General features: G+C 39.2%; 22 protein-coding genes and 2 pseudogenes. 11 read left to right on the plus strand and 13 right to left on the minus strand.

Annotated elements, in window-relative coordinates:
* The first annotated feature begins 101 nt into the window (after positions 1-101).
* From OMHG_RS08140 to OMHG_RS08155, 4 genes are all read left to right on the plus strand, one after another.
* On the plus strand, positions 102-827 hold the full coding sequence (locus OMHG_RS08140) for an alpha/beta hydrolase (RefSeq protein ID WP_010649962.1): 726 nt from the start codon (positions 102-104) through the stop codon (positions 825-827).
* Between the two features lie 126 nt (positions 828-953).
* Positions 954-1,466 (plus strand): YjcG family protein, encoded by a 513-nt coding sequence (locus tag OMHG_RS08145; protein ID WP_010649963.1) that lies wholly within the window; start codon positions 954-956, stop codon positions 1,464-1,466.
* A 2-nt stretch (positions 1,467-1,468) separates the two neighbouring features.
* On the plus strand, positions 1,469-1,894 hold the full coding sequence (locus OMHG_RS08150; RefSeq protein WP_010649965.1) for a GNAT family N-acetyltransferase: 426 nt from the start codon (positions 1,469-1,471) through the stop codon (positions 1,892-1,894).
* Positions 1,895-2,009: 115 nt separating this feature from the next.
* On the plus strand, positions 2,010-2,720 hold the full coding sequence (locus tag OMHG_RS08155; protein ID WP_010649966.1) for a YetF domain-containing protein: 711 nt from the start codon (positions 2,010-2,012) through the stop codon (positions 2,718-2,720).
* Between the two features lie 46 nt (positions 2,721-2,766).
* On the opposite strand, the gene OMHG_RS08160 is transcribed toward OMHG_RS08155, so the two are convergent.
* Positions 2,767-3,018, minus strand: coding sequence for a hypothetical protein (locus OMHG_RS08160; protein ID WP_010649968.1), 252 nt, complete (start codon positions 3,016-3,018; stop codon positions 2,767-2,769).
* Positions 3,019-3,299: 281 nt separating this feature from the next.
* Between OMHG_RS08160 and OMHG_RS08165 the strand changes: the two genes are divergently transcribed.
* Positions 3,300-3,770 (plus strand): CotY/CotZ family spore coat protein, encoded by a 471-nt coding sequence (locus tag OMHG_RS08165; RefSeq protein WP_010649969.1) that lies wholly within the window; start codon positions 3,300-3,302, stop codon positions 3,768-3,770.
* A 240-nt stretch (positions 3,771-4,010) separates the two neighbouring features.
* Here OMHG_RS08165 and OMHG_RS17515 read toward each other — a convergent pair whose 3' ends face one another.
* Together OMHG_RS17515 and mgtE are read right to left on the minus strand one after the other, a co-directional pair.
* Positions 4,011-4,481, minus strand: a complete 471-nt coding sequence (locus OMHG_RS17515) for a CotO family spore coat protein (RefSeq protein ID WP_010649971.1) — start codon at positions 4,479-4,481, stop codon at positions 4,011-4,013.
* A 140-nt stretch (positions 4,482-4,621) separates the two neighbouring features.
* Positions 4,622-6,008 (minus strand): annotated as a pseudogene (gene mgtE / locus OMHG_RS08175) (magnesium transporter).
* Between the two features lie 228 nt (positions 6,009-6,236).
* Between mgtE and prpE the strand changes: the two are divergent.
* Entirely contained in the window at positions 6,237-6,977 is a 741-nt protein-coding gene (gene prpE / locus OMHG_RS08180; RefSeq protein ID WP_010649973.1) for a bis(5'-nucleosyl)-tetraphosphatase PrpE, read from the plus strand.
* On the opposite strand, the gene OMHG_RS08185 is transcribed toward prpE, so the two are convergent.
* From OMHG_RS08185 to yjbM, 4 genes are read right to left on the minus strand one after another with little or no spacing between them, the layout of a single operon-like run.
* Positions 6,961-7,629: an RluA family pseudouridine synthase gene (locus OMHG_RS08185; RefSeq protein WP_010649975.1), complete on the minus strand. Its 669-nt coding sequence runs from the start codon at positions 7,627-7,629 to the stop codon at positions 6,961-6,963. The two genes, prpE and OMHG_RS08185, sit on opposite strands and share 17 nt — an antisense overlap.
* Positions 7,630-7,631: 2 nt before the next feature.
* Entirely contained in the window at positions 7,632-7,859 is a 228-nt protein-coding gene (locus OMHG_RS19340) for a hypothetical protein (RefSeq protein ID WP_010649977.1), read from the minus strand.
* A 20-nt stretch (positions 7,860-7,879) separates the two neighbouring features.
* Entirely contained in the window at positions 7,880-8,683 is an 804-nt protein-coding gene (locus tag OMHG_RS08190) for an NAD kinase (protein ID WP_010649979.1), read from the minus strand.
* Between the two features lie 46 nt (positions 8,684-8,729).
* Positions 8,730-9,338: a GTP diphosphokinase gene (gene yjbM, locus OMHG_RS08195; protein ID WP_044476826.1), complete on the minus strand. Its 609-nt coding sequence runs from the start codon at positions 9,336-9,338 to the stop codon at positions 8,730-8,732.
* Between the two features lie 135 nt (positions 9,339-9,473).
* Here yjbM and OMHG_RS08200 point away from each other — a divergent pair, with 135 nt between their 5' ends.
* From OMHG_RS08200 to OMHG_RS08210, 3 genes and pseudogenes are all read left to right on the plus strand, one after another.
* Complete coding sequence (locus OMHG_RS08200; protein WP_010649982.1) at positions 9,474-10,046, plus strand: CYTH domain-containing protein; 573 nt, start codon at positions 9,474-9,476, stop codon at positions 10,044-10,046.
* Positions 10,047-10,343: 297 nt separating this feature from the next.
* A pseudogene (locus tag OMHG_RS08205) lies at positions 10,344-10,729 on the plus strand (globin domain-containing protein).
* Positions 10,730-10,747: 18 nt separating this feature from the next.
* Complete coding sequence (locus tag OMHG_RS08210) at positions 10,748-11,641, plus strand: ClpXP adapter SpxH family protein (RefSeq protein ID WP_010649988.1); 894 nt, start codon at positions 10,748-10,750, stop codon at positions 11,639-11,641.
* A gap of 1,000 nt (positions 11,642-12,641) precedes the next feature.
* Here OMHG_RS08210 and pepF read toward each other — a convergent pair.
* From pepF to spxA, 4 genes are all read right to left on the minus strand, one after another.
* Positions 12,642-14,453, minus strand: a complete 1,812-nt coding sequence (gene pepF, locus OMHG_RS08220; protein ID WP_010649992.1) for an oligoendopeptidase F — start codon at positions 14,451-14,453, stop codon at positions 12,642-12,644.
* A gap of 101 nt (positions 14,454-14,554) precedes the next feature.
* A complete protein-coding gene (locus OMHG_RS17520) occupies positions 14,555-15,748 on the minus strand; it encodes a competence protein CoiA (RefSeq protein ID WP_010649994.1) in 1,194 nt (397 codons plus the stop codon).
* An 83-nt stretch (positions 15,749-15,831) separates the two neighbouring features.
* Positions 15,832-16,518, minus strand: a complete 687-nt coding sequence (gene mecA / locus OMHG_RS08230) for an adaptor protein MecA (RefSeq protein WP_010649996.1) — start codon at positions 16,516-16,518, stop codon at positions 15,832-15,834.
* A 422-nt stretch (positions 16,519-16,940) separates the two neighbouring features.
* On the minus strand, positions 16,941-17,336 hold the full coding sequence (gene spxA, locus OMHG_RS08235; RefSeq protein ID WP_010649998.1) for a transcriptional regulator SpxA: 396 nt from the start codon (positions 17,334-17,336) through the stop codon (positions 16,941-16,943).
* A gap of 402 nt (positions 17,337-17,738) precedes the next feature.
* Here spxA and OMHG_RS08240 point away from each other — a divergent pair, with 402 nt between their 5' ends.
* Entirely contained in the window at positions 17,739-18,080 is a 342-nt protein-coding gene (locus tag OMHG_RS08240) for a P-II family nitrogen regulator (protein ID WP_010650000.1), read from the plus strand.
* A gap of 20 nt (positions 18,081-18,100) precedes the next feature.
* Complete coding sequence (locus tag OMHG_RS08245) at positions 18,101-19,474, plus strand: ammonium transporter (RefSeq protein ID WP_010650002.1); 1,374 nt, start codon at positions 18,101-18,103, stop codon at positions 19,472-19,474.
* Between the two features lie 45 nt (positions 19,475-19,519).
* Here OMHG_RS08245 and OMHG_RS08250 read toward each other — a convergent pair whose 3' ends face one another.
* Together OMHG_RS08250 and OMHG_RS08255 are read right to left on the minus strand one after the other, a co-directional pair.
* On the minus strand, positions 19,520-20,125 hold the full coding sequence (locus OMHG_RS08250) for a GNAT family N-acetyltransferase (RefSeq protein WP_010650003.1): 606 nt from the start codon (positions 20,123-20,125) through the stop codon (positions 19,520-19,522).
* A gap of 115 nt (positions 20,126-20,240) precedes the next feature.
* On the minus strand, positions 20,241-21,446 hold the full coding sequence (locus OMHG_RS08255; protein ID WP_010650005.1) for a putative glycoside hydrolase: 1,206 nt from the start codon (positions 21,444-21,446) through the stop codon (positions 20,241-20,243).
* Positions 21,447-22,275 lie beyond the last annotated feature (829 nt).

The raw sequence follows: 22,275 nt of genomic DNA on the forward strand, positions 1-22,275 counted from the left end.
TTTCCGGGAAGTGACAGGCAATATGGATAGTGATAGACTGAAAGAAAGCGTGTGCATCAAAGGATTAATCCATAGATAACTAGTCAATTGAGGTGAATGTCATGGGAAGAAAAGGTAAAATGATTGAAAAGGAAATCGAAAGCAGTTACTTAAATGAACCAATGACAATTAAGATTTATCTGCCGGAGTCTTACTCCCCTCTCTTTAAATATAATATCTGTATCATGCAGGATGGAAATGATTATTTTCAAATGGGGAGAGTTGCAACATTAAGCGATAAGCTGCATAGCAGCAAGGAAATGACGAATACCGTTTTTGCCGGAATCCATTATAAGGATAAGTATGATCGCCGGAAAAAATACCATCCAAGCGGGGAACAAAATGATGCCTATACCAAATTCCTTGTCAAAGAGGTCGTTCCGCTTCTTGATGAGATCATCCCTACTTATCATATGGGGCAGTCGCGGGCATTAATGGGAGATTCCCTGGCAGGGACATTGGCGCTGATGACAGCAATCAGATACCCCAACACATTTGGAAAAGTAGTGATGCAGTCACCTTACGTGGATGAAAATGTATTGAGCACTGTCAAGGATGCAGAAAATCTTCATTCCATAGACATTTACCATACTATCGGAAAAGATGAAACGGAAGTCCATATGACAGATGGCAATATTGCTGACTTTCTTGAGCCAAACCGTGAATTAAATAAGCAATTGAAGACGAAAGGCACTACCTATTATTATCATGAACTGGAAAATGGAGACCATTCATGGAAATATTGGCAAAAAGATATGCCGCGTATTCTAGCGACGATGTTCAATTAATTTTTTCTTAAGCATTTTTTTGCTATACTGATTGCTATACTGATTGCTGAATTGAATTGAATTGGAAATTGAAACAGAATAATCGATACTTGCTACATGATAAAAATTTAGGCAGGAGGTTTTCTTATGAATTACGGTATTGCTATTTTCCCTTCGAAGCCGATCCAAGACCAGGCAAATGCTTTCAGAAAACGTTATGACCCTCATTATTCTTTGATTCCACCTCATATTACCCTAAAGGAATCATTCAAGGCGAACGATGAAATGCTTGATAATATAACGACAGAACTTAAACGTATTGCCGACGCAGCAGCACCTTTTCAAATCAATATCAACAAAGTCAGAACCTTTTCGCCTGTCACAAACACGATCTATTTTAAGGTGGAGCCCGTTCAGCCGCTTTTGGATCTGCAAGCATTGATGCATAAAGGTATATTCGAAGATACCAATACGCATACATTTGTGCCGCACATCACAATTGCCCAGGACCTTGTGCATGACGAATTTATGGATGTTCTTGGAAGGCTTCAAATGGAGGAATTCCATTTTGAGGATACTGTAGATCGTTTCCAATTGCTTTACCAGCTTGAAAATGGTTCATGGACCGTTTACGATACATTTGTTTTTAGAAAGGAATAGGTATGGAAATAAAAATTGTAGAGACAAGAGAAGAATTAGAGCATGTATATAAAATAAGAATGAACGTATTTGTTAACGAACAAAATGTCCCTCCGGAAGAAGAGCTGGATGAACACGATGCAACGGCAACCCATTTCATCGCCTATGATAATGGATTGCCAGTAGCTGCGAGCCGGCTCCGATTTGTGGAAGAATACGGGAAACTTGAACGTATTTGCGTAGCTAAAGAACATCGTGGTAAATCCATCGGCAAGCAAGTCATCCTTGAAATGGAAAAGGTCATCCGGGATAAGGATTATAAAAAAGCAAAGCTGAATGCCCAAACACATGCTGAAAATTTTTATAAGAAGCTTGGATACGAAACCATCTCTGGTGAGTTTCTCGATGCCGGCATTCCGCATGTCACCATGGTAAAACAAATGAAATGATGCGTACCACGCTAGTCGTGGTGCGTTTTTCTTTTTGCAAAATTGGTCCCATACATGATTAATTATTTCCTGGTTACAATAAACCTTGAATGTTTTTTATGAGAGGACTAGGCTTATGTCGGATTACTTTTCCATGTTTATTGAAACATTATTTGGCTTTTTGGCATTATTTATCTTAACTAAAATTCTTGGTAAGACACAGATTAACCAGATTACACCTTTTGACTTCATTTCAGCTCTTCTATTAGGTGAACTGGTTGGAAATGCACTGTTCGATCCTGAATCCGGCATTCCAGAAATATGCTTTGTACTGATTGTTTACGGTGTATTAATGTACGTTTCAGAAATTATTACACAAAAATTTAAAAGAACAAGACATCTAATCGAAGGAAGTCCATCCATTGTCATCTATAACGGCAAGCTTATCCGTGACACCATGAAAAAAAACAAACTCGATATCAACCAGCTGCAGCACTTGCTGCGGGCAAAAGATATCTTCTCATTACAGGAAGTCGAATTTGCAATATTGGAAGCGAACGGGACTTTATCCGTCTTGAAAAAGTCAGATTATCAGTCCCCTAATCGAAAAGATCTTATGCTCGCTCCACTGGAGGTTCATTTACCGATTACCTTAATCAATGACGGCGAAATCATTTTCGATAATCTAAGGGAAAAGAATCTGACAGAAGATTGGTTGCTCGAAGCAATAAACAAGCAGGGATTCCAGCATATTACAGATATCTTCTATGCGGAATATGCAGAGAACAAAGAACTGTTTATCCTCCCCTATCATAACCGAAACCATCAAAAATGGAATATGAAATAAAAAACACTCCAATCAATGGAGTGTTTTTTCGCCTTGCTTATGCTTTTTATGCTTTGTCATTGAAAAGATTGCCTTTGCCTGTCAGTTCCCCAAATAGGGCGTGTGAAGCGTTTTGCAGTTTCGTTTCTTGTTGCTGCTGCCTGTTTAAGGAATCATATTTGCTTGAGATTTCCTGATGCCTGTTATCCAAGATAACTTTAAAGGGACGTTCAATGAAATGTTTGTTTTCTTTTTCCTGTACAACCCGCTTATGATAGTCATTATACTGATAATGATCAACCGGTAATATGTAGCCCATCCCTCTCACCTCGCATCAAAATTAGTTGCAATAATATTCGCATAAAAGATTTGCTTTATGACCGTCATTGAACTTCTCTATTCCTCTATACCCGTTTTAAAAAGAAATAACCTCTTATTTCTAATTTATTTTATTTATTCTTTTATCATTATATGCAGCGACGGCATATTTTCCTCTTCATGGAGCACGGACAAAAATTCCTATATATGCCCACACCATCTAGGTGATGACACATATCCTATAAGGAAAGTAAATTCATTTATCGAAAGGAGTTATTTTTCATGGGTTGTGGAAAAAATTTTGATACAGGAAACTGTGTAGCAGATATTTTAAAAGACATCGTGGAAGCACAAAATGATATCGTGGAAAATTGCTGTGATACCAGTTGTGACCAATCCATCAGTGATCTCTTAGGTGAGTCTGATAGTGGAAATGGTTTAGATACAGTACCAGTGATTTTATATTGCAAGGACTGTAAGCCATTTAAAGGATTTGGTGCTCCAAAAGACAATGGGCACATCGGTGATATCGTAGCGAGTTTTATTTTCCGGGTGAAAAAGGTCGACGATGATAACTGTGCTGTTCTTGAATTGCTATTAAAGAATGGTGAAAATTGCGGACATGATCATATGAAAGACCCAGCAGATCAAAGCACACATCAACTCGAAGCAACAGGAATCTGTATCACCGTTAGTCTTGACTGCTTCTGTCATGTTACTTGTCTTCCAGCAGTCAGTGCATTTAATAACTAATCCACTTCAAAACACCATTAAGGAGACTTTCTCCTCTAATGGTGTTTTTTTAATTTTTGATTTAGTTGAGACTATACCTGCTATCTCCAGACATTTAAAGTTTAAAATCGCAATAAATACACGCAGTCTCCTTGGAATTCCCCAAAGATTCTGCGTGCATGTCAAGCTTCCCTGGGCAGCAGGAAAGCAACAAATATAAACCAAGCTGCCGTTTTCCAGTAGCCGTGAAAAGCGTCCTATCTAAAATCCCAATAGCTGAACTTCATTTATATCATCGAGCAGTACTTGAATCGGTGTTTTTCTGTTGCTGGCTTTTATTATTACATTTTTGTCTTCCATTCCGAGCACGACGCCGCGGTATGTTCTCCCATTGGCTTTTATTTCACACCTTACCTTTGGTGCATATTCAGGCCGATCCAGGAAATAATTGATTCGTTCTCGTACATTCATTTCCTTGAAATTCTTTTTGTTTTCCGGCTCCTTTACAGAATCCGATTTGATAGCAGTAGGGGCATTTCCCTTAAAACTATTCTGAAAAGATGACTGTCGTCTTTTTGCCTTCTGCGGTGCCACAGCTTCTTCAGCTGTTTTTTCGACGTTATCTTTTTTCTTATTGCTCATATAATGGTGCTGCATCGGTGCCTGTGCTGTCCCAATGTCAGGCTGATGAATATAAAGCAGTGGGTCATTGGCAAATTTCTTCTTCACCATCTATCCATCTCTCCTTCCTTTATTCCTCAACCCATTATATGAACCCAGTAAATGAAATGTTAAAAGTAGGTGCCTGTCACTTCCCGATTTTTGTCGAATAAAAAACACCTTCCTGGTTCGGTAAGGTGCTTGCTTCCATGTTACATAAGATAGCCCATAAATGCGGTGGCCATTCCAAAGTAAATGAGTATGGATATGATGTCATTTATGGTTGTAATAAATGGCCCTGATGCTACTGCAGGATCAATATGGAATCTGTGCATAATCATCGGTATTAGTGATCCAGCTAATGTAGCAACAATCAGAGACGCCATTATAGAGAATCCTACAAGGAATCCAAGATAGATATTTCCTTGCCAAACGTAAATCACAATAGCCAGCAGAACACCACAGATGGAGCCGGTAATAATCCCGGTTGCCGCTTCACGAATAATTAATTTCATCTTTCCCTGGTTGCCATAGTCCCCTGTTGCAATACCACGAACAGCAACCGCCAATGCCTGTGTGCCAGTATTTCCGGCCATCCCGGCAATCAGCGGAATGAAGATGGCAAGTACGGCCACCTGATCCAAAGTTGCCTCAAATCTTCCAATAAGGCTTGCTGTGAAAAGCCCAAGGAACGATAGGATAATCAGCCAAGGGAGACGCCTTTTGGCCGATGTAAATGCTGTGTCATCCACTTTATCGGTATCTGACATCGCTGCCAGTCTGGAATAGTCCTCGCTCGCCTCTTCTTCCATAACGTCGAGGATATCATCGACTGTAATGATTCCCAGCAGATGATTTTGAAAGTCAACAACAGGTAATGCTAGGAAGTCATAGTCTCTAAACATTTGAGCCACTTCCTCCTGGTTTTTAGCAACAGATGCCGCGACGACTTGTGTGCTCATTATCTCTTCGACTAAGATTTCATCATCAGCCACAATCAGATCTCGAATCGATACGACCCCAACAAGCTGTTTATCATCATTAAGTACAAATAAATAGTAAATGGTTTCTGCGTCCGGCGCTTCTTTTTTCAAAAAGCTGCATCGTTTCTTTTACCGTTTGATCCTGGAAGATAGCAACATACTCGGTCGTCATTATACTACCGGCTGTCTTCTCTTCATAGTGCAGTAATTTTTTGATTTCATCAGCAGCTTCTTTATCCATTATTGTCAGGAAACTGGCTACTTCTTCTTTATCCAGCTCATTCAATATGTCTACCGCATCATCGGCAGGCATTTCAGAAAACACCATCGCAGCCAGGCGTGGATGCATTTCAGTAAAATACTCCGTTACATTTTCCAAATCGATATTAATCATGATTTCAGCAAGCTCTTCAGGAGATAAGTACTTATAAATATTGATCCTATATTCTTTTTCCTGTTCCTTAAAAAACATGGCCTGATCGTATGGATGCATCTCAAGAAAATCCTCACGGAATGATTCGATATCATTATTGGATAATGAGGATTGTACTTTAAGGAAATATTCCTGGTATTTCTCTTCATATTGTTCTTGATAGTTATGATGACTCTTTCCCATATCCTCACTTCCTCTCTGGCATAAAATAGACAATAATTTAAACTACTTTCCCTTTATCGCCTTCATTAAACAATAGGCTGCTTCTTTTAAGTATGAAAACAAAATAATATCCTGTAAAATGGATAACAATATCCGTATATAGTATGTGGAATTTCATCACGTTTCCACCGGATTATATTAAATAATATTATAGAAGAATGCAACCATAAATTGATAAGGGGTTTTTTCATGAAAATTGATGTGGTCGGAGATGTTCATGGCTGTATCGATGAGCTGCAGGCGCTCTTTTTGAAAATGGGATATGTCTTCGAAAAAGACATCTATATTCACCCACATGGAAGAATTCCTGTATTTGTCGGGGATATTACAGACCGCGGACCGGATTCGATAGCTGTCATTAAACTTGTTTACAACATGGTCGTTAAACAGCAAAAGGCACTCTATGTACCCGGAAACCATTGCAATAAACTCTATCGTTTCTTCTTAGGAAATAAAGTACAGGAAAAACATGGCCTGGAAACAACTGCAGCCGAGTATCGCGCCCTGCCTGCGCGCGAACAGAAATTTATCAGTCATCAGTTTATTACATTATATGAACAGGCGCCACTCTATCTTCAGATTCCTGAGCTAAACGTCATCATTGCCCATGCCGGCATCAAAGAAAGCCTGATTGGCCGAACCGATAAGAAGGTAAAAACCTTCGTATTGTACGGTGATATCTCAGGAGAATTTGATACAGATGGACGCCCTATTCGCAGGGACTGGGCAAAGCATTATCAAGGAGACAGATGGATTGTGTATGGACATACTCCTGTAAAGGAGCCCAGAATGGTCAACAAAACCATCAACATTGACACAGGCTGTGTTTTTGGCAATAAACTGACGGCCTTCCGCTTACCGGAGGAGGAAACAGTTACCGTACCCTCCAATCAAGCCTTGCTCGAGGAAAAGTTCAGACATTTTTCTTAAGCTCAATTCCCTGTAGCAGCAGTTTCATATCCTCGGGCAGCTCCACTTGCAGATGAATAGCCCGCTTTGTAAGCGGGTGTCTAAAGTTTAAATCAAAACAATGCAATGCTTGTCTGCCCATTAACTGTAAGGTGCCGCCATAAAGGTCGTCACCCGCCAGCGGATATCCCTCATTAGAGAAATGCACCCGAATCTGGTGAGTTCTTCCCGTTTCCAGTTCAACCTCTACCAGGCTGTGGCCGGCCAGCTCCTGCAATTTTTTATAATGGGTGACTGCCCGCCTGCCCGAATCATTTACTTCCCGTTCGATAATGGAACCCGCTTTCCTGGCTATCGGTGCATCGATTGTTCCTTTGGTCTGGGGGACCCCTTCCACAACAGCCATATATTTACGGTTTATCTTGGCTGCTTTCTGAGCTTCTGAAAACAGCGAATGCGTATAGCGATCCTTCGCAATCAGGACAAGACCAGAGGTATTTGCATCCAATCTGGTTACGACATGGACGGTAGAATCATTCCTGCCGCAGGACCTGTAATAGGCAATCAATCCATTCGCCAAAGTCCCGGTGAAGTGCTGCGGCGACGGCATGGTAGCCATTCCTGGAGGTTTATTTATGACGATGACTGCCTCATCTTCATATACGATATCCAAATCTATTTTTCCGGTTTTAATGCTGCACTGACCTTTTCTTTTGGAAAACGAATCTCCAGCACATCACCCGCCGATAATGCATAGCGTACGTTTTTCTCGACCCCGTTCACCTGGATGTTCTTTCGTTCGAGCTTTACTGCTGTCAAGATTCTTCTGGAAAACCCATGAATTTTTTGTAAATACTCACGGATAATCATCCCATCATACTGTTCGTCGATGATCCACTTCATTTCAATTCTGCCTCACATTCCTATTTATCATCTGACACAAAGGAATCACGAACCCTGTTCCAAAAAGGAAACTGCCTGAATCGTGCAAAACGGATTCTTTCTTTCGCAACACGGCATTGAATCGATTTTACATTTTGATAATTCTTCGTAAAATGATCAATTTGGATCAGAAAGCTGCTATCCACCATGGGCTTTAAAAAGCATGTATGGTGTTTGGGCAAGATTAATGGTGAACCGATCGTCCGGAACACCCGGTTATTGATCGATGCATTTTCCGTAATCTGTATTGCCTCAAGCGAAGGATGAAGAATCGCTCCACCCAATGCCTTGTTATAGGCGGTACTTCCGGATGGGGTGGAAATACAGATTCCATCTCCGCGGAAGGTTTCAAAATGCTCCCCCTTGATTTCTACATCAAATACGACAGAGGACCCATCAGCCGTCTTAATCATCGCCTCATTGAGAGCCAAATATCGATCTTCATTGCCACCTTTTTTACCACGGATAATAACCTCGAGCAGCGGATATTCCACTGTCTGGAATGGCGTCTTCGCTATTTCAATGATTAGCTTTTCCACTTCATCAGGTGTCCAGTCCGTATAGAAACCTAAATGACCCGTATGGACACCTATAAATGCCGTGGATTCAAGCCGGTGTACATACCGATGAAAAGCCTCCAGAAATGTTCCGTCACCACCAACAGAAATAACAAGATCGGGTTCGACTTTATCGTATGTCAAATCAAAATCTGATAAATATTGCTTCATCATTGCTTTCAGCTTATTGGATCTTTCATCACCTTTAGATACGATTTTAAATTTCATCCATTATCTCCCCTTAGATTGTTTTTCTTTTCCGGCAAAAGTATGACTACTTTCTGCGGAATAACCGTTGTGCTTCATGGATTTCGTTTCTAATTTTAGACATTTCTTCATCGAGTTTAAATGCCGCCTCGGCTGCACGTTCTAGCCTTGATCGAACTTCTCCCGGCAATCTTCCTTCATATTTATAATTTAACGAGTGCTCATTAGTTGCCCAGAAATTCATAGCGAGTGTACGTATCTGAATCTCTGCCAGAACCATTTTCTGGCCATGGATTGTTGCAACAGGATACTCGATAATCATATGGTAGGACCTATATCCACTGGCCTTCTTATTTGTAATATAATCTTTTTCCTCGATTATAGTAAAATCATTTCGTGTTTGCAGCATATTGATGATTGTATAGATATCCTCTACAAATTGGCACACAACTCGTACCCCTGCAATATCCTGAATCTCTGAATCGATATCATCAAGAGAGATATTTCTCAGCTCAGCTTTTTCAATAATGCTTTGAATCGGTTTAACACGTCCGGTCACAAATTCGATTGGTGAATGACTGGATTCCAATTCATATTGCGATCGCATGCCTCTCAGTTTCACTTTTAATTCTTCCACGACTTGCTTATAAGGTGCTAAGACAGCTTCCCAATTCATGTAATCACCCTTAAAATTCAAATAATAGCCATCCCTATTTTACCATATTGGATGAAAATCGCTAATCTTTGCATTGATTGTTTCGTTTAGACATAATGAATAAAAGCCTATTTCACAAATTGGGGGACATAAAAAATGACACAAGAAATAGAAATTGAATATAAGAATCTATTGCTCAAGAATGAATTTGAACAATTACTGAACAGCCTCCCTTTTCCTGAACAAGGAAAAAACCAAATTAATCATTACTTTGAGACAGAAGACCTTTCTCTTAAAGCAAACGGCTGTGCACTCCGAATTAGAGAAAAGGGCGGAAAGTATCAATTAACCTTAAAAGAACCGCATCCAGATGGTCTTCTTGAAACACATGATTCTCTCACAGAGCAAGAAGCAAGGAACTGGCTAGAAGGAAATATAATCACCAAAGAACACACATCCAAACAGATGCAAAAAAAAGGGATATCTATAGAAAACCTTAAGTACTTTGGCAGCTTGACAACATTGCGCAGAGAAGCAGCCTACGAAGGAGTGCTCCTTGTACTAGATCACAGTCATTATCATAACCAGGAAGATTTCGAATTTGAACTGGAAGCTCCATCTAAAGAAACAGGTTCAAACGTATTCAATCAGATATTGAAGGATCATCAGATAATAAAAAGGGAAACACCGAATAAGATAGAGAGATTTTTCTATTCCATGGAAAAATAACCATTATTCCCTGTAAATATCCGAATCACATTTGTTGCTCATAAGTGATTCCGTTGCTACAATATATACAAACAGTTCGAAAGCGAACAAGCGTACATGTAATGCCGTACAAATCAACACATTGCTTCCGGCCATTGTTATTGGACGCATCAATCCTTTTGGGAAAAGTCAATATGCGCCTGAAGGCATTGCTATCATAAATATACTGAGGAAATTTGAAGCAATCCAAGCCGCTGTGTTTTATAGAGAAAATTATACAGACAATAATTATATTTTCTCATTTCAAGGAGAGTTGTTATGGAACAGATTAGTAACCGAACAATTTATGAAGCCATTGGCGGATTCGATACCATACAAAATCTAGTAAACGCCTTTTATAACCGAGTTGAAAATCACCCAGCATTAACCCCTATTTTTCCAGAAGATTTAACGGAAACCGCTAGAAAGCAAAGTCTTTTTTAACCCAATTTTTCGGTGGCCCACGACTCTATGAGGAAGAACGCGGGCATCCAATGCTCAGAAGACGTCATTTGCCTTTTGAGATCACTCCATCAAGACGGGATGCTTGGCTTGCATGCATGGCAGAAGCATTAAGAGAAGCTGAAATTGATGAACCATATCGAACGGCTATATTTGAAAAATTGACCCTTACTGCAAACCACATGATGAACACGCCGGAATAAGAGAAAGGAGAATTCGATGTGAGTTGGAATCAAACTGGGCTTACAAGCTCAAATCATACAAACACATCGGCCAATTATAGCTATATAGATTATGTACAAAAACCGATCGAAATCTATGTATTTATAGATCCACTCTGTGCGGAGTGCTGGTCTCTTGAGCCATATTTGAAAAAGTTGTCCGTGGAATATGGGAGATTTTTCACCATTCGCCAAATCGTAAGCGGGCACTTAACCTCCTTAAATACAGATACATTTGATAAACCAAGGAAATTGAAAGACATTTGGGAAAAAACCGCAAAGCGTACTGGAATGAGCTGTGATGGAGATCTATGGGAAGAAAACCCTGTAACATATCCATGGATTGCTTCTTTAGCAATTAAAGCTGCTGAACTTCAGGGGAAAAAGGCTGGAAGATTATTCTTTCGTAAACTTCAGGAAAATCTTTTCTTGAAAAAGCAGGATATCTCTGACGGCGACGTACTTATCCAGTGTGCCCTTGAAGCCAAGCTGGATATTGAAGAATTTGAAAAGGATCTTTTCTCGTCATCAGCCAAAAAAGCTTTCCAGTGTGATTTAAAATTAACACGTGAAATGGAAGTTGACTACATTCCAACCATTGTATTTTTCAATCAGGTAATTGAAGAAGAAGGCATCAAGATTTCCGGACTTTATCCTTACGAAATATATGAGCTTGTCTTGAAAGAAATGCTGCAGCGCACACCGATCCCTTCTGTCAAACCGACTTTAGAAGAATTTATGCAATTTTATGAGGTTGTCGGATCAAAGGAAATATCTGTTGTCTATGACTGGTCAATCTCAAAGACAGAGAAAGAAATGAAGAAACTCCAATTTAAGCGCGTTGTAGAGAGAATTCCAGCAAAATACGGATCTTTCTGGAAATATATTAGTTGAACAAAAAGCCTTGATGAAAGGCTTTATTTTTTTTGGGGATTTTTTGATTATTGTAGTTGGTGCGATTGTAAAAGAAAAATAAGAAATGATATCTTCCCCGCCCAAATATAAAAAAAGACAAAAAAATAAAGGATATACGGGGCAGCGTATATCCTAATTCCATCTTTGTATATATACAAAGGGGGATGGGAGAAAGTTTCATGATCAAACAAAAGGGGTATTTGTTTGTATTTAACTTACAATATTATAATAACAAGAACTCTTTTATGGCGCAAGGCTTATGTGCATGTATTCACAAAATGTTCACTTCTAATTCACACATTTTTAACATATAGTAGGATAACTGAAAATTTACTATTGGGAATGGACTGGGAGCAGAGGGACAATCACAATGCGACCGGAGTGGATGCTGGTCTGTTCCCTTTCACGAGAGGGCTTCGCGGTTTTCGGTGGGTTGGCGGATTATTCCGCGGTTCTGAGCTTTATTCCGCGATTTCGCGCTTTATTCCGCGGTTCTGAGCTTTATTCCGCGATTTCGCGCTTTATTCCGCGGTTCTGAGCTTTATTCCGCCGTTCTGAGCTTTATTCCGCGGTTCCGCGATTCTGTTACTCTTTCCGTGATCCTGCCATTTTTTCCCGCCGATCGCCACTCTCTCGCTCTTTTACACGCCGACCAACCGCTTCCCCGTTATTCAATCCATGGCGGTGCTGCAATTTCCGCCGGTCTTACTATAACAATAGGAGTGTGTTTAAAATGCGTGAATTATATCCTATCTTTTTCCTCGTGATAACGATATTTGCCTTTTTTTTAAACCTTTTTGGATTGATGAAGCTTATTCCGTTATATGTTACACTGCCATTATTTTTTATATCGATTTATATAACACTTCTTTCTATGACAAATCGCAATACAAAAAGTTACCGCAGATTAAGATAGGGGAACCCGCCTGAGCAGGTCCCCCTATCTTTTTTTATTTGTTTTCTCATCCACAGTCTGAATTTATCCGAGGAGCAACTTTTCCATTTCATTCAATTTGTCCTCAAATACATCGAGTGCATCGAGAATTGGCTGTTTAGAGGTCATGTCAACTCCTGCCTTTTTAAGCACTTCGATTGGGTAATCGCTGCTTCCTGCTTTAAGGAAGTCCAGATAGCGATCGATCGCTCCTTCTGTGCCATCCAGGATGCTGCTGGCTAATGCTGTTGCAGCTGAATAGCCAGTTGCATATTGGTATACATAGTAATTGTAGTAGAAGTGAGGGATCCTTGCCCATTCCAGACCTATTTCTTCGTCTGAAACAACTTCTTCACCATAATATTTTTTATTAAGTTCATAATATATCTCTGTTAATTTATCAGCTGTCAGTGCTTCTCCATTCTGAGCCCTTACATGAATATCATGTTCAAATTCTGCAAACATCGTCTGACGGAAGACTGTGCCGCGGAATCCTTCCAGGAAATGGTTTAAGATATAAAGCTTTTGCTTTTCATCCTCCAGGTTTTCAAGCAGATAATCATTTAATAATGCTTCATTTGTTGTGGAAGCAACCTCTGCAACAAAAATGGAGTAGTTTCCGTAACGATATGGCTGCGATTTTCTAGTGTAATAGCTATGCACGGAGTGACCAAGCTCATGTGCCAATGTGAATGTATTATTTACATCATCCTGCCAGTTCATGAGAATATATGGGTTTGTGCCGTATGCACCTGATGAATAGGCACCACTGCGTTTTCCTTTATTCTCTTCAACATCGATCCAGCGGTTTTCAAAGCCTTCTTTAAGGATTTCAGCATAATCGCTTCCTAATGGTGCCAAACCATTTAGCACATATTCTTTGGCCTGTTCATACGTGACTTTCATTTCTACATCTTTAACAAGTGGTGTATAAAGATCATACATGTGAAGCTCATCAATTTCCAGAACTTTTTTGCGCAATTTGGTGTATCGATGGAGCAATGACAGTTTTTCGTTAACTGCTTCAACCAGATTGTCATATACTTGCTCTGGGATATTGTTGTTATCTAAAGCAGCCTGTCGGGCAGAATCATAGTTGCGTACTTTCGCTGAGAAATTCTGTGTTTTCACATTACCGCTCAATGTAGAGGCAAATGTATTTTTAAATTTGCCATAAGTATCATATACTGCCTTGAAGGCATCTTCTCTGACACGGCGATCCTTTGATTCCAGGAATGTCGAATATCTGCCATGAGTTACATCCACTTCTTCCCCATTTTCATTTTTAATGGCAGGGAATGTCAGATCGGCATTGTTGAGCATTCCGAATGTAGTTGCAGCACTTGACATCGGTTCAGATGCTTCAGCAAGCAGCGCTTCTTCTTTTTCGCTCAGTACGTGTGGACGTTGACGGTTGATTTCATCCAGCACTTTTCTGTATAATTTCAGTTCTGCTTTCTCTTCCAGAAAGCTGTTGATTTTTGTTTCATCCATACTTAGTATTTCCGGTACAACATAGCTCATCGAACTGGATGCCGTAGTAAGAATCATTTCTGCCTGGGAATTCATCCCTTGATAAAATGAATTGGTTGTATCCTGATCATACCGCATGTGCGAGTATGTATATAGTCTACCAAGGCGCTCAGATAGTTCATCCTGCAGCTTCAGCAATTCATATAATGTATCAGCAGAATCGGATAGCTTTCCTTTATATTGCTCTACTTTTGGAATTTCCTGCTGTAATTGTTTCAGTTCTGCCTGCCATTGTTCATCTGTTGTAAAGATATCTTCCAGTCTCCACGTAGAATCCAATGAAACCTCACTGCGCTTTGGTAATTCTTTCGTTGATTTTGCCATGAAAAATTCCTCCTTTAACTCTCTATATACTATTTCTAGATGGACTTATAAATTCCTTTAAAAAATCGGAATATTATTTAGTATAACGAAATAATATGGGTTCATGCTCGTATTTTGTCCGAGTTTTGTAAAATTAATTGCTGCAGAAGAAGATTATCTGCTTTTATTGCATCTTCAACGTGCTTGTAGAAAGAAAACTGCTGCAATTTTTGAAAGGAATTTGAAGAAACACGCTGAAGGATACCGGCGTTCTCCAGTGTACGGAAATATTGTTCAATTGGATGGGTTATGGAATGTATTAAAGGATAGGAAGCAGCGCTGTGGGTACGGGTCTTGAGGACATGCGCAATGTATTCTAGACTGATGAGACCACCGATGGGGTGTGGATGGATGATTTCTAAGCAGATCTTGCTTTGCCAGTTCCATAGCGGGGTATTCATTTGATGCTGGGAAGTAATTGGGAGATGAACGGCAGATGGGAGATTTTGCGGGTGATAGCCTTTTGAATAAAGCCACTTACGCCAAGAAAATTCAGCACCATACAATCTCTGGGATGTTCTCAATCGAAATTGCCGCTTTTCGTCACTCCATAAATGCATTAGCTCTATTGGTGAAAATAAATTGAACTGAAATAAGTCAGGGAATTTCAGCTGTTTAAGCGGCATTATCTTAATTTTTCCAATTGCTCTTGTATTGTTGGTAATAAAAACGTCCTGAACGATTGCAATGTGAGCGGTGCTTGGATCAAAGAAATAAATTGCGAGTGGTGAGTCTTGGGAAAATTGATGCAGGAATTGGCGGGTAAACAGGTCCATTTTGAGGCTATTCTGATTATATCGATTGAACTGATTCGCACCGACAATCCAAATTGGAATAATACCAGCGGATTTGTATCCTTGATTTCTTTTTCTTATTTCTTCATTTGGAATCCTTGCACATTGAAATTCGATCGCTATTTTCTTATCGTTTATCGATAGCAGTATATCAGGCCGCTGCTTAATGAGCGGCAAATATGTCTCCAGCTGGACATTCATGGCATGTTTTTTCAGCCATTCATACAATATCAGCTTTCCCTGCTCATGATAGATACCTTCTCCGCCCTCACTGGAAGGACAGTCGGAAATAGATTGATGTGCAAAATGGGCAATCATTTTAATCCCGGCTTTCATAATAACTGGCTGTTTGCATACGGGACAATAGAACTTCTCTCCTTCCTTCTTCATTTTCTCGATAACTTCTCGTTTCATGATTGCAAGCGTGGTGACTCTTCCGTTTTTATTTATTGCCTGCAGCACATTAGACCACCTCCATGTCTAACTATTTTCGACAGAAGTGGTCAAAAATCCTGCAAAAAAATAGACATTCTTTAGCAGAATGTCTATAGCTCTACAGGAAAATATGCTCTCACTTGGGAGAATGTATCTGTTTCAAAAATTTTCTTGCCATATTCTTCGAGTAAGTGAACCGATACATCCGAATCATTGGCAAATTCGAGCACCTGGCTGATTACATCTTCCTGTTTATTATCATCAAGCACATCATGAGAAAATTCCATGTATAAATAATAGGTGTCATTATAATGGTAAAGCGTCTCTTCTCCAAAATCGGATAGCTCATTGAAATAATGACTTAGCTGGATCACATCTTCAAATTCATTGAATTCTACGATTAACCAGAGATTATCATCCATCAATTCCTCGTCTTCCTCAGATGAAACATTCTTTCCATACTTATCATCGAGCAGATTTTCAATTTTTTCATCTACCGGAAGATCTACACTGCTTCCGTCTTCTGAATGAAGCTCAAGATTTTCACCATTCTTTGATACTTTAGCTTTGGTTACAACTATTTCAAGTCCCTTTTCCATTGCTTGAACCTGTATCCATAAAGGACCATCTGGATTAAAGTCTTCTTTGTAATTCACTTCATCCATCATTTGCCAGAAGAGCTGTTCACTGCGCTCCCGGTTGTACCAGATTTCTTCACGTTCAAAGCCCAGGTCTTCAATATCAATATAAGAAATATAAAATTTAATAGTATTTTCATTAATTCTTTCGATTTCCATTTCATTTCTCTCCCTTCAAATTAAAAATATAAGCTGTTTCGTCCTTCCAAAGCACTTCTTGCAGTTAAATTTTTCAAGGAAAAACAGTTAGATGGAAGAGACAACTTCACCATTATTTATAATCATATAAAGTTCTCTTTATCTTAACATTACCCGTTATATTACAACTCTAACCATCTCTATTGATGTGCTTAAAACCATTGTATGACAGTGTACTGCTTTTTGGAAATTAATATGCCTATATGCCATTCAAAAAGTAAATTTCCACGCAATAAATAGGATAGTTAGTATGATATTTTAACTTATTATAACCGATTTGTCACCCTTAAATTATCAGATGGAATGAAAACAAAAAAGACGCAGTCCGGTTAGGAAATTCTGCGTCTTTTATTCTCATTATTTTATATGCTTCTTGTAAACGATTAGTTGACCATCCTTTGTGCTTCACGCAATTGAAAAGTTCGTACAGTTCTAGGTAAAAATCTGCGGATTTCATCTTCATTATATCCAACCTGTAAACGTTTTTCATCCAAAATGATTGGTCTTCTCAGCAGTCCTGGATTCTTTTGAATTAGATTGAACAGATTTTTCATCGGCAATTGCTCAATATTAACATCCAGTTTCTGGAAAACCTTTGAACGCGTGGAAATGATCTCATCCGTTCCATCTTCAGTCATACGCAATATTTCTTTTATTTCATCAAGTGTAAGCGGCTCAGAGAAAATATTACGTTCTGTAAACGGTATGTCGTGTTCTTCCAGCCATGCTTTTGCTTTCCTGCAAGAAGTACAACTTGGTGAGGTATAAAGTGTTACCATGAAACTTCACTCCTCATTTTTTAAGTGTGTATGGTGATTGTATGGCACATTGTTTAACTTACTTACATTAAAATAAGTTTAAATTACCCATATGTACAATTATACTACAGTTGTCAATCAAAGGGTAGGGGAATACGAGAATTATTAGGTAATTTTCCAATGTTTTCATGTTCAATCATCATTTACTATGTAAGATACCCCAGTTCAATTTCAATTAAACCTTCTAATTGAAAAAAAGTTATAAAAAATAATTCCTTAATCCATTTTTAATTGAAAACGTTTTCTTCTAAATTTTCTAAATTCATGACAAAAAAGACTTGCAAATATCCATTTAAACTATTATGATAATTAACATAACTAACCATGTTAGGAAAACTTACATGCAAAAGGGGTGGAATATTGATGAAAAAGATTGAAGCGATTATTCGACCGGAAAAATTCCAGTCGCTAAGAAGTAATTTATCTGCAATCGGGATTGGTGGTCTCACGGTTACCGAGGTGGCTGGTACAGGAAAACAGAAAGGCCAGACAGGTGTCTACCGATCAACCGAATTCCATATTCAATTACTTCCAAAGCTTAAAGTCGAAATGGTTGTAGAGGATACTCAATTGGACGAGATAGTCAATATTGTCATTGAAAGCTGTAAAACCGGCAATATCGGCGACGGCAAAATTTTCGTCTCTCCTATTGAAGAAACGATTCGGATACGTACCGGAGAACGTGGAATGGAAGCTGTCTTATAAAAATGAAGGAGGAAAACATGATGTTTAAAAAAAGCCTTTTATTATTTCTAATCATTTCCCTGATCGCTACACCAGCTTATGCCGCGGCGCCTACAGTTGAATCATTGGAATTATCCATTAATCTGGTATGGGTGATGCTTGGAGCTGTGCTGGTATTTTTCATGCATGCTGGATTCGCAATGGTGGAATCAGGTTTTACAAGAGCTAAGAATTCGTTGAACATTCTTATGAAAAACTTTATGACAATTAGTTTTGCAGCAATTTTATTCTTTATTGTAGGTTATGGTATCATGTTTGGAACATCTGCAGGTTCGATCATTGGAACAGATGGTTTCATGTTAAGCGGAGTAGAAGATATTGGTTTCTTCGTCTTCCAGGCTATGTTCGTTGCAACATGTGCAACAATCATATCAGGAGCAGTAGCAGAGAGAATTAAGCTTGGCAGTTATGTATTGATTGTTGTTGCCATGACGGCTGTTATCTATCCGGTAGTTGGTCATTGGATCTGGCAGGGTGATGGCTGGTTAACTGCATTAGGATTCAGCGACTTCGCTGGTTCAACTGTTGTACACTTGACCGGAGCCGTAGGAGCACTTATGGTTGTATTGATTTTAGGGCCGCGTCTAGGTAAATATAGCGGTAAGAAAGTTAATGTCATACAAGGTCATAACATTCCAATGGGTGCATTAGGGGTATTCATTCTATGGTTAGGATGGTTCGGTTTTAATGGCGGTAGTACACTTGCTGCTGATCCCTCACTAGTTCCGATGGTAATTGGTACGACATTACTTTCTACTTCAGCAGCATTGATTTCTTCTTCACTATATACAAAACTGAGATTCAAGAAGGTCGATGCATCATTATCCATGAACGGTGTTTTAGGTGGACTTGTAGGTATAACTGCTGGTTGCGCAGAAATTTCACTCGGGGGCTCAATCATTGTCGGACTGCTTTCCGGAGTTATACTTGTTGAAGGAATTCGTTTATTAGATACAAAATTAAAAGTCGACGATCCTGTAGGTGCTATCGCAGTCCATGGAATTTGTGGAATCTGGGGAACATTAGCAATTGGTTTATTCTCAACTTCAACTGGATTATTCTATGGCAATGGCATCTCCCAATTGGGAATACAGGCAATCGGAGTTATCGCTGTAATTGCTTGGGTTGGTGTGACTGTTGGAGGCTTCACGTATGTCCTTAACAAAATCTCACCAATTCGTGTATCAGAAGAGGAAGAAATTGCAGGCCTCGACTTTACAGAACATGGTTCAAATGCATATAGCTTCAAAGATAACCTATTAGAAGGTGAAGAAACGGCAGCTCCAAAAAGCCTTGGTTTAGCTGAACGATTGAATAATAATATTCCGATTGGAACAACTAAACAAAGCTCTTAAATGTAACAAATAAAACCCTGTCAGCATGATGCTGACAGGGTTTTATTATGCCTTATCCGGATTCGCTAAAGGTTTTTTTAAGCCTTGAAGAATATCGATTGAGTCACGTTTCTTATTATAGCTCAATACTTCATCTGCTGGCTGGTATGCCTTACCATATATTTCTTCATCCTTGTACGTATGAATAGACTCATACATTTTCTTCATCTGTTCAAAGATCATTTCCTCTGTTTCATCATTTGGAGACCAATACAGTATTTCCATCGGGGTCTCTTCGTCTGTTGCTAGAGAGCGACGGTTATATCCAATTGATTGAGCGTGCCTAAAACCTTCTCTACTGTAAAAATGAAGTCTTTTTTCTGTATCCGTATCCTCGTAATTAACTGGTTCGACTTCCAAAATAATCGGTTTCTTCTTGGATTTTAATTTTTCAATCAATTGATGTCCGATCCCTTGCCCTCTTGTTTCGGATGAAACCCAGAGATAATCAATGAAAATAAATGAATCAAATTCTGCGTACATCAATACATGTGTGGGGCTTTCATCCTTATAGTATACATCGCCCTTCTCTTCCAACAGCATTTCCATATGCTTTCTGGATTTCATTTCCTCTACCGGGAAATATTTATTCAATTTCTCATACCAATTCATATATCTGCTCCCTTTTTTCCACTTTTTTACTTATTATAACCAAGAAACGCTCGTTTGTTAAACCCATATGGAATGAAATACAAAGAAACAGGTCTGCGATAGACCTGTTTCTTTATTATTTTCCAATCATATAATCTACATTCTCTGTATAAGTATTGCCAGCATTCCAAAGTAAAAATTCATCTATACCATTTTCGTATAATGCTTTGATTTGTGCCTCAACTTCTGCCTTACCATATTGTTTTGTCTCTCCGCTATATAGCCAAGGTGCTTCAAAATCCTGAAGCCACGGTCTGGAAACTGGAGGATTATCAAGCTTTCCAAGAACCTCGTTTTCGACTTTAGCATATTCGGAAATAAGCCTGTATGGTTCGGTATCAGGTTTTTCGATGCCAAAATAGGATGACCAGTGACTTGGATAAATCATGGAGGAGATAACATCTACATTCTCCGAGATTCTGGAAAAGTTCTGACCAATTCCTGGTGTCTCCTCAAGCGTTGCAGCATAGCCAAAGATATCAACAGAAACATCGACATCATATTGCTCCAATTCTTTATTTGCATAGGCAACGAAGTCCGATACGGCTTCCACTCTTTTTTTAATATTATTTAGATCCATATTTTCATAGTCACCAAGAGAATAATCAAGCTCTTCATCCATGTTTTCGAATCCTTCCGGGAAACGAACATAGTCAAATTGAATTTCCTGGAACCCCATTTCCGCTGCCTTCTTTGCAATTTCCAGGTTGTACTCCCATACTTCTTTTTCAAATGGATTCACAAATGCATCTCCGTTATTGTTGGTCCATACCTCTCCATTTTCAGTAAACGAAAGGTCCGGTCTTTTTTCTGCGAGAACAGAATCTTTAAATACAACAATTCTTGCAATCGGATAGATTTGTTCCTTTTCAAGTTCTTCCATCATTGCTTTCGGGTCTTGAATCGTATTGGTTGCAGCGTCTTTTATGTCCTCTGAAGCATCTTCAGGCATGAATGTTAAGTGGCCACTATCTTCTTTCACATCAATCACCATGGAATTCAAAGCCGTCTCATCCATTAGATTCAATAGAGAATCGAATTTACCAGTCCCAGCAGAATTACCAGTAACATAAACTCCTCTCACCGCATCCGGATATTCGAAATTGTACTCGGTATCATATGTAAAACGTTCCATTAGTTTTGACGAATCAATCTTTTGAATGCTTGTCTGTCTTTCTTTATGTACATTCGCTAACATGTCTTCTCCGCTTGCATAAATCGTAATAACTGTGCCAAGGAGGAAAATCCCCACCAGTACAGTTGTCAGTTGCCATTTTCGCATGTAAAATCAATCTCCTGTTTAGTCATAATAATTTTAGTATAAAGGAAAAGCATCTTGATTTAAATGGTAAAAAGTAATCAGAAATATATGTTGAATCTTTTAATCAAACGGAAAGTCTATAGGCAGATAAACTCTATTTACCCCTTTTTCAAAAATCAAAACCGCTGTATGCCTTTTTTTGAAATGGCTCTTTTCATAAGTATTGTTGTTATTTCTAACTTTGTATTTGATAGAAACTGCGACGTAACAAGAGATGATAGCTTTATCCCCGCTCCGGAAATACACTGCGCTTTCCGCGGGCTCGCGATGAGCCTCCTCACTCGCAAAGAACGCTCCCTGCGGGGTCTCATCGTCTTCGCTTTCCCGCAGGAGTCTCCGTGTATTTCCTCCGCTAAGATTTGGCCTTCTGAATCAATTTACTGACATTCAATTATTAAGCTGATTGATTGGAGCGTAGGGCAGTCGACTCCAGCGGGAATAGCAACAGCTGAAGATCCCGGAAGAAGCCGGGCTTGCTTCTGAGGAAGCTGAAGCGTTGCCCGCGGAAAGCGACTGCCCGGAGCGGAAATCGGCCGTTGCTGTACTTATTTTATGTAAAAACAACAATCTTTGAGAAAACGGCCTTCGAAATTCACAGTTGTAGAATTATAATGCAAAATCCCAATTGCATAGGAGAAGATGTGTATCTGGATAATATCAAATATTTGGGGGCCACTCCAAAAAAATGGAGGCTTAATCGATGGTTCTAAGTCAAATGTTGGGGTGAGCTTACTTGATTAACTTTCATTCCTTTTTAGCTATGCAAAAAGGAAAGAGTGCTTTCTGCCGC

Origin of the sequence: Oceanobacillus massiliensis str. N'diop (genome assembly GCF_000285495.1) — a bacterium.
GTDB lineage: Bacteria > Bacillota > Bacilli > Bacillales > Amphibacillaceae > Oceanobacillus > Oceanobacillus massiliensis.

What these genes read in the sequence shown, in the direction of transcription:
- OMHG_RS08140 (WP_010649962.1), top strand. Translation starts at nt 102, where the DNA reads ATGGGAAGAAAAGGTAAAATGATTGAAAAGGAAATCGAAAGCAGTTAC.
- OMHG_RS08145 (WP_010649963.1), top strand. Translation starts at nt 954, where the DNA reads ATGAATTACGGTATTGCTATTTTCCCTTCGAAGCCGATCCAAGACCAG.
- OMHG_RS08150 (WP_010649965.1), top strand. Translation starts at nt 1,469, where the DNA reads ATGGAAATAAAAATTGTAGAGACAAGAGAAGAATTAGAGCATGTATAT.
- OMHG_RS08155 (WP_010649966.1), top strand. Translation starts at nt 2,010, where the DNA reads ATGTCGGATTACTTTTCCATGTTTATTGAAACATTATTTGGCTTTTTG.
- OMHG_RS08160 (WP_010649968.1), bottom strand. Translation starts at nt 3,018, where the DNA reads ATGGGCTACATATTACCGGTTGATCATTATCAGTATAATGACTATCAT.
- OMHG_RS08165 (WP_010649969.1), top strand. Translation starts at nt 3,300, where the DNA reads ATGGGTTGTGGAAAAAATTTTGATACAGGAAACTGTGTAGCAGATATT.
- OMHG_RS17515 (WP_010649971.1), bottom strand. Translation starts at nt 4,481, where the DNA reads ATGGTGAAGAAGAAATTTGCCAATGACCCACTGCTTTATATTCATCAG.
- prpE (WP_010649973.1), top strand. Translation starts at nt 6,237, where the DNA reads ATGAAAATTGATGTGGTCGGAGATGTTCATGGCTGTATCGATGAGCTG.
- OMHG_RS19340 (WP_010649977.1), bottom strand. Translation starts at nt 7,859, where the DNA reads ATGAAGTGGATCATCGACGAACAGTATGATGGGATGATTATCCGTGAG.
- OMHG_RS08190 (WP_010649979.1), bottom strand. Translation starts at nt 8,683, where the DNA reads ATGAAATTTAAAATCGTATCTAAAGGTGATGAAAGATCCAATAAGCTG.
- yjbM (WP_044476826.1), bottom strand. Translation starts at nt 9,338, where the DNA reads ATGAATTGGGAAGCTGTCTTAGCACCTTATAAGCAAGTCGTGGAAGAA.
- OMHG_RS08200 (WP_010649982.1), top strand. Translation starts at nt 9,474, where the DNA reads ATGACACAAGAAATAGAAATTGAATATAAGAATCTATTGCTCAAGAAT.
- pepF (WP_010649992.1), bottom strand. Translation starts at nt 14,453, where the DNA reads ATGGCAAAATCAACGAAAGAATTACCAAAGCGCAGTGAGGTTTCATTG.
- mecA (WP_010649996.1), bottom strand. Translation starts at nt 16,518, where the DNA reads ATGGAAATCGAAAGAATTAATGAAAATACTATTAAATTTTATATTTCT.
- spxA (WP_010649998.1), bottom strand. Translation starts at nt 17,336, where the DNA reads ATGGTAACACTTTATACCTCACCAAGTTGTACTTCTTGCAGGAAAGCA.
- OMHG_RS08240 (WP_010650000.1), top strand. Translation starts at nt 17,739, where the DNA reads ATGAAAAAGATTGAAGCGATTATTCGACCGGAAAAATTCCAGTCGCTA.
- OMHG_RS08245 (WP_010650002.1), top strand. Translation starts at nt 18,101, where the DNA reads ATGTTTAAAAAAAGCCTTTTATTATTTCTAATCATTTCCCTGATCGCT.
- OMHG_RS08250 (WP_010650003.1), bottom strand. Translation starts at nt 20,125, where the DNA reads ATGAATTGGTATGAGAAATTGAATAAATATTTCCCGGTAGAGGAAATG.
- OMHG_RS08255 (WP_010650005.1), bottom strand. Translation starts at nt 21,446, where the DNA reads ATGCGAAAATGGCAACTGACAACTGTACTGGTGGGGATTTTCCTCCTT.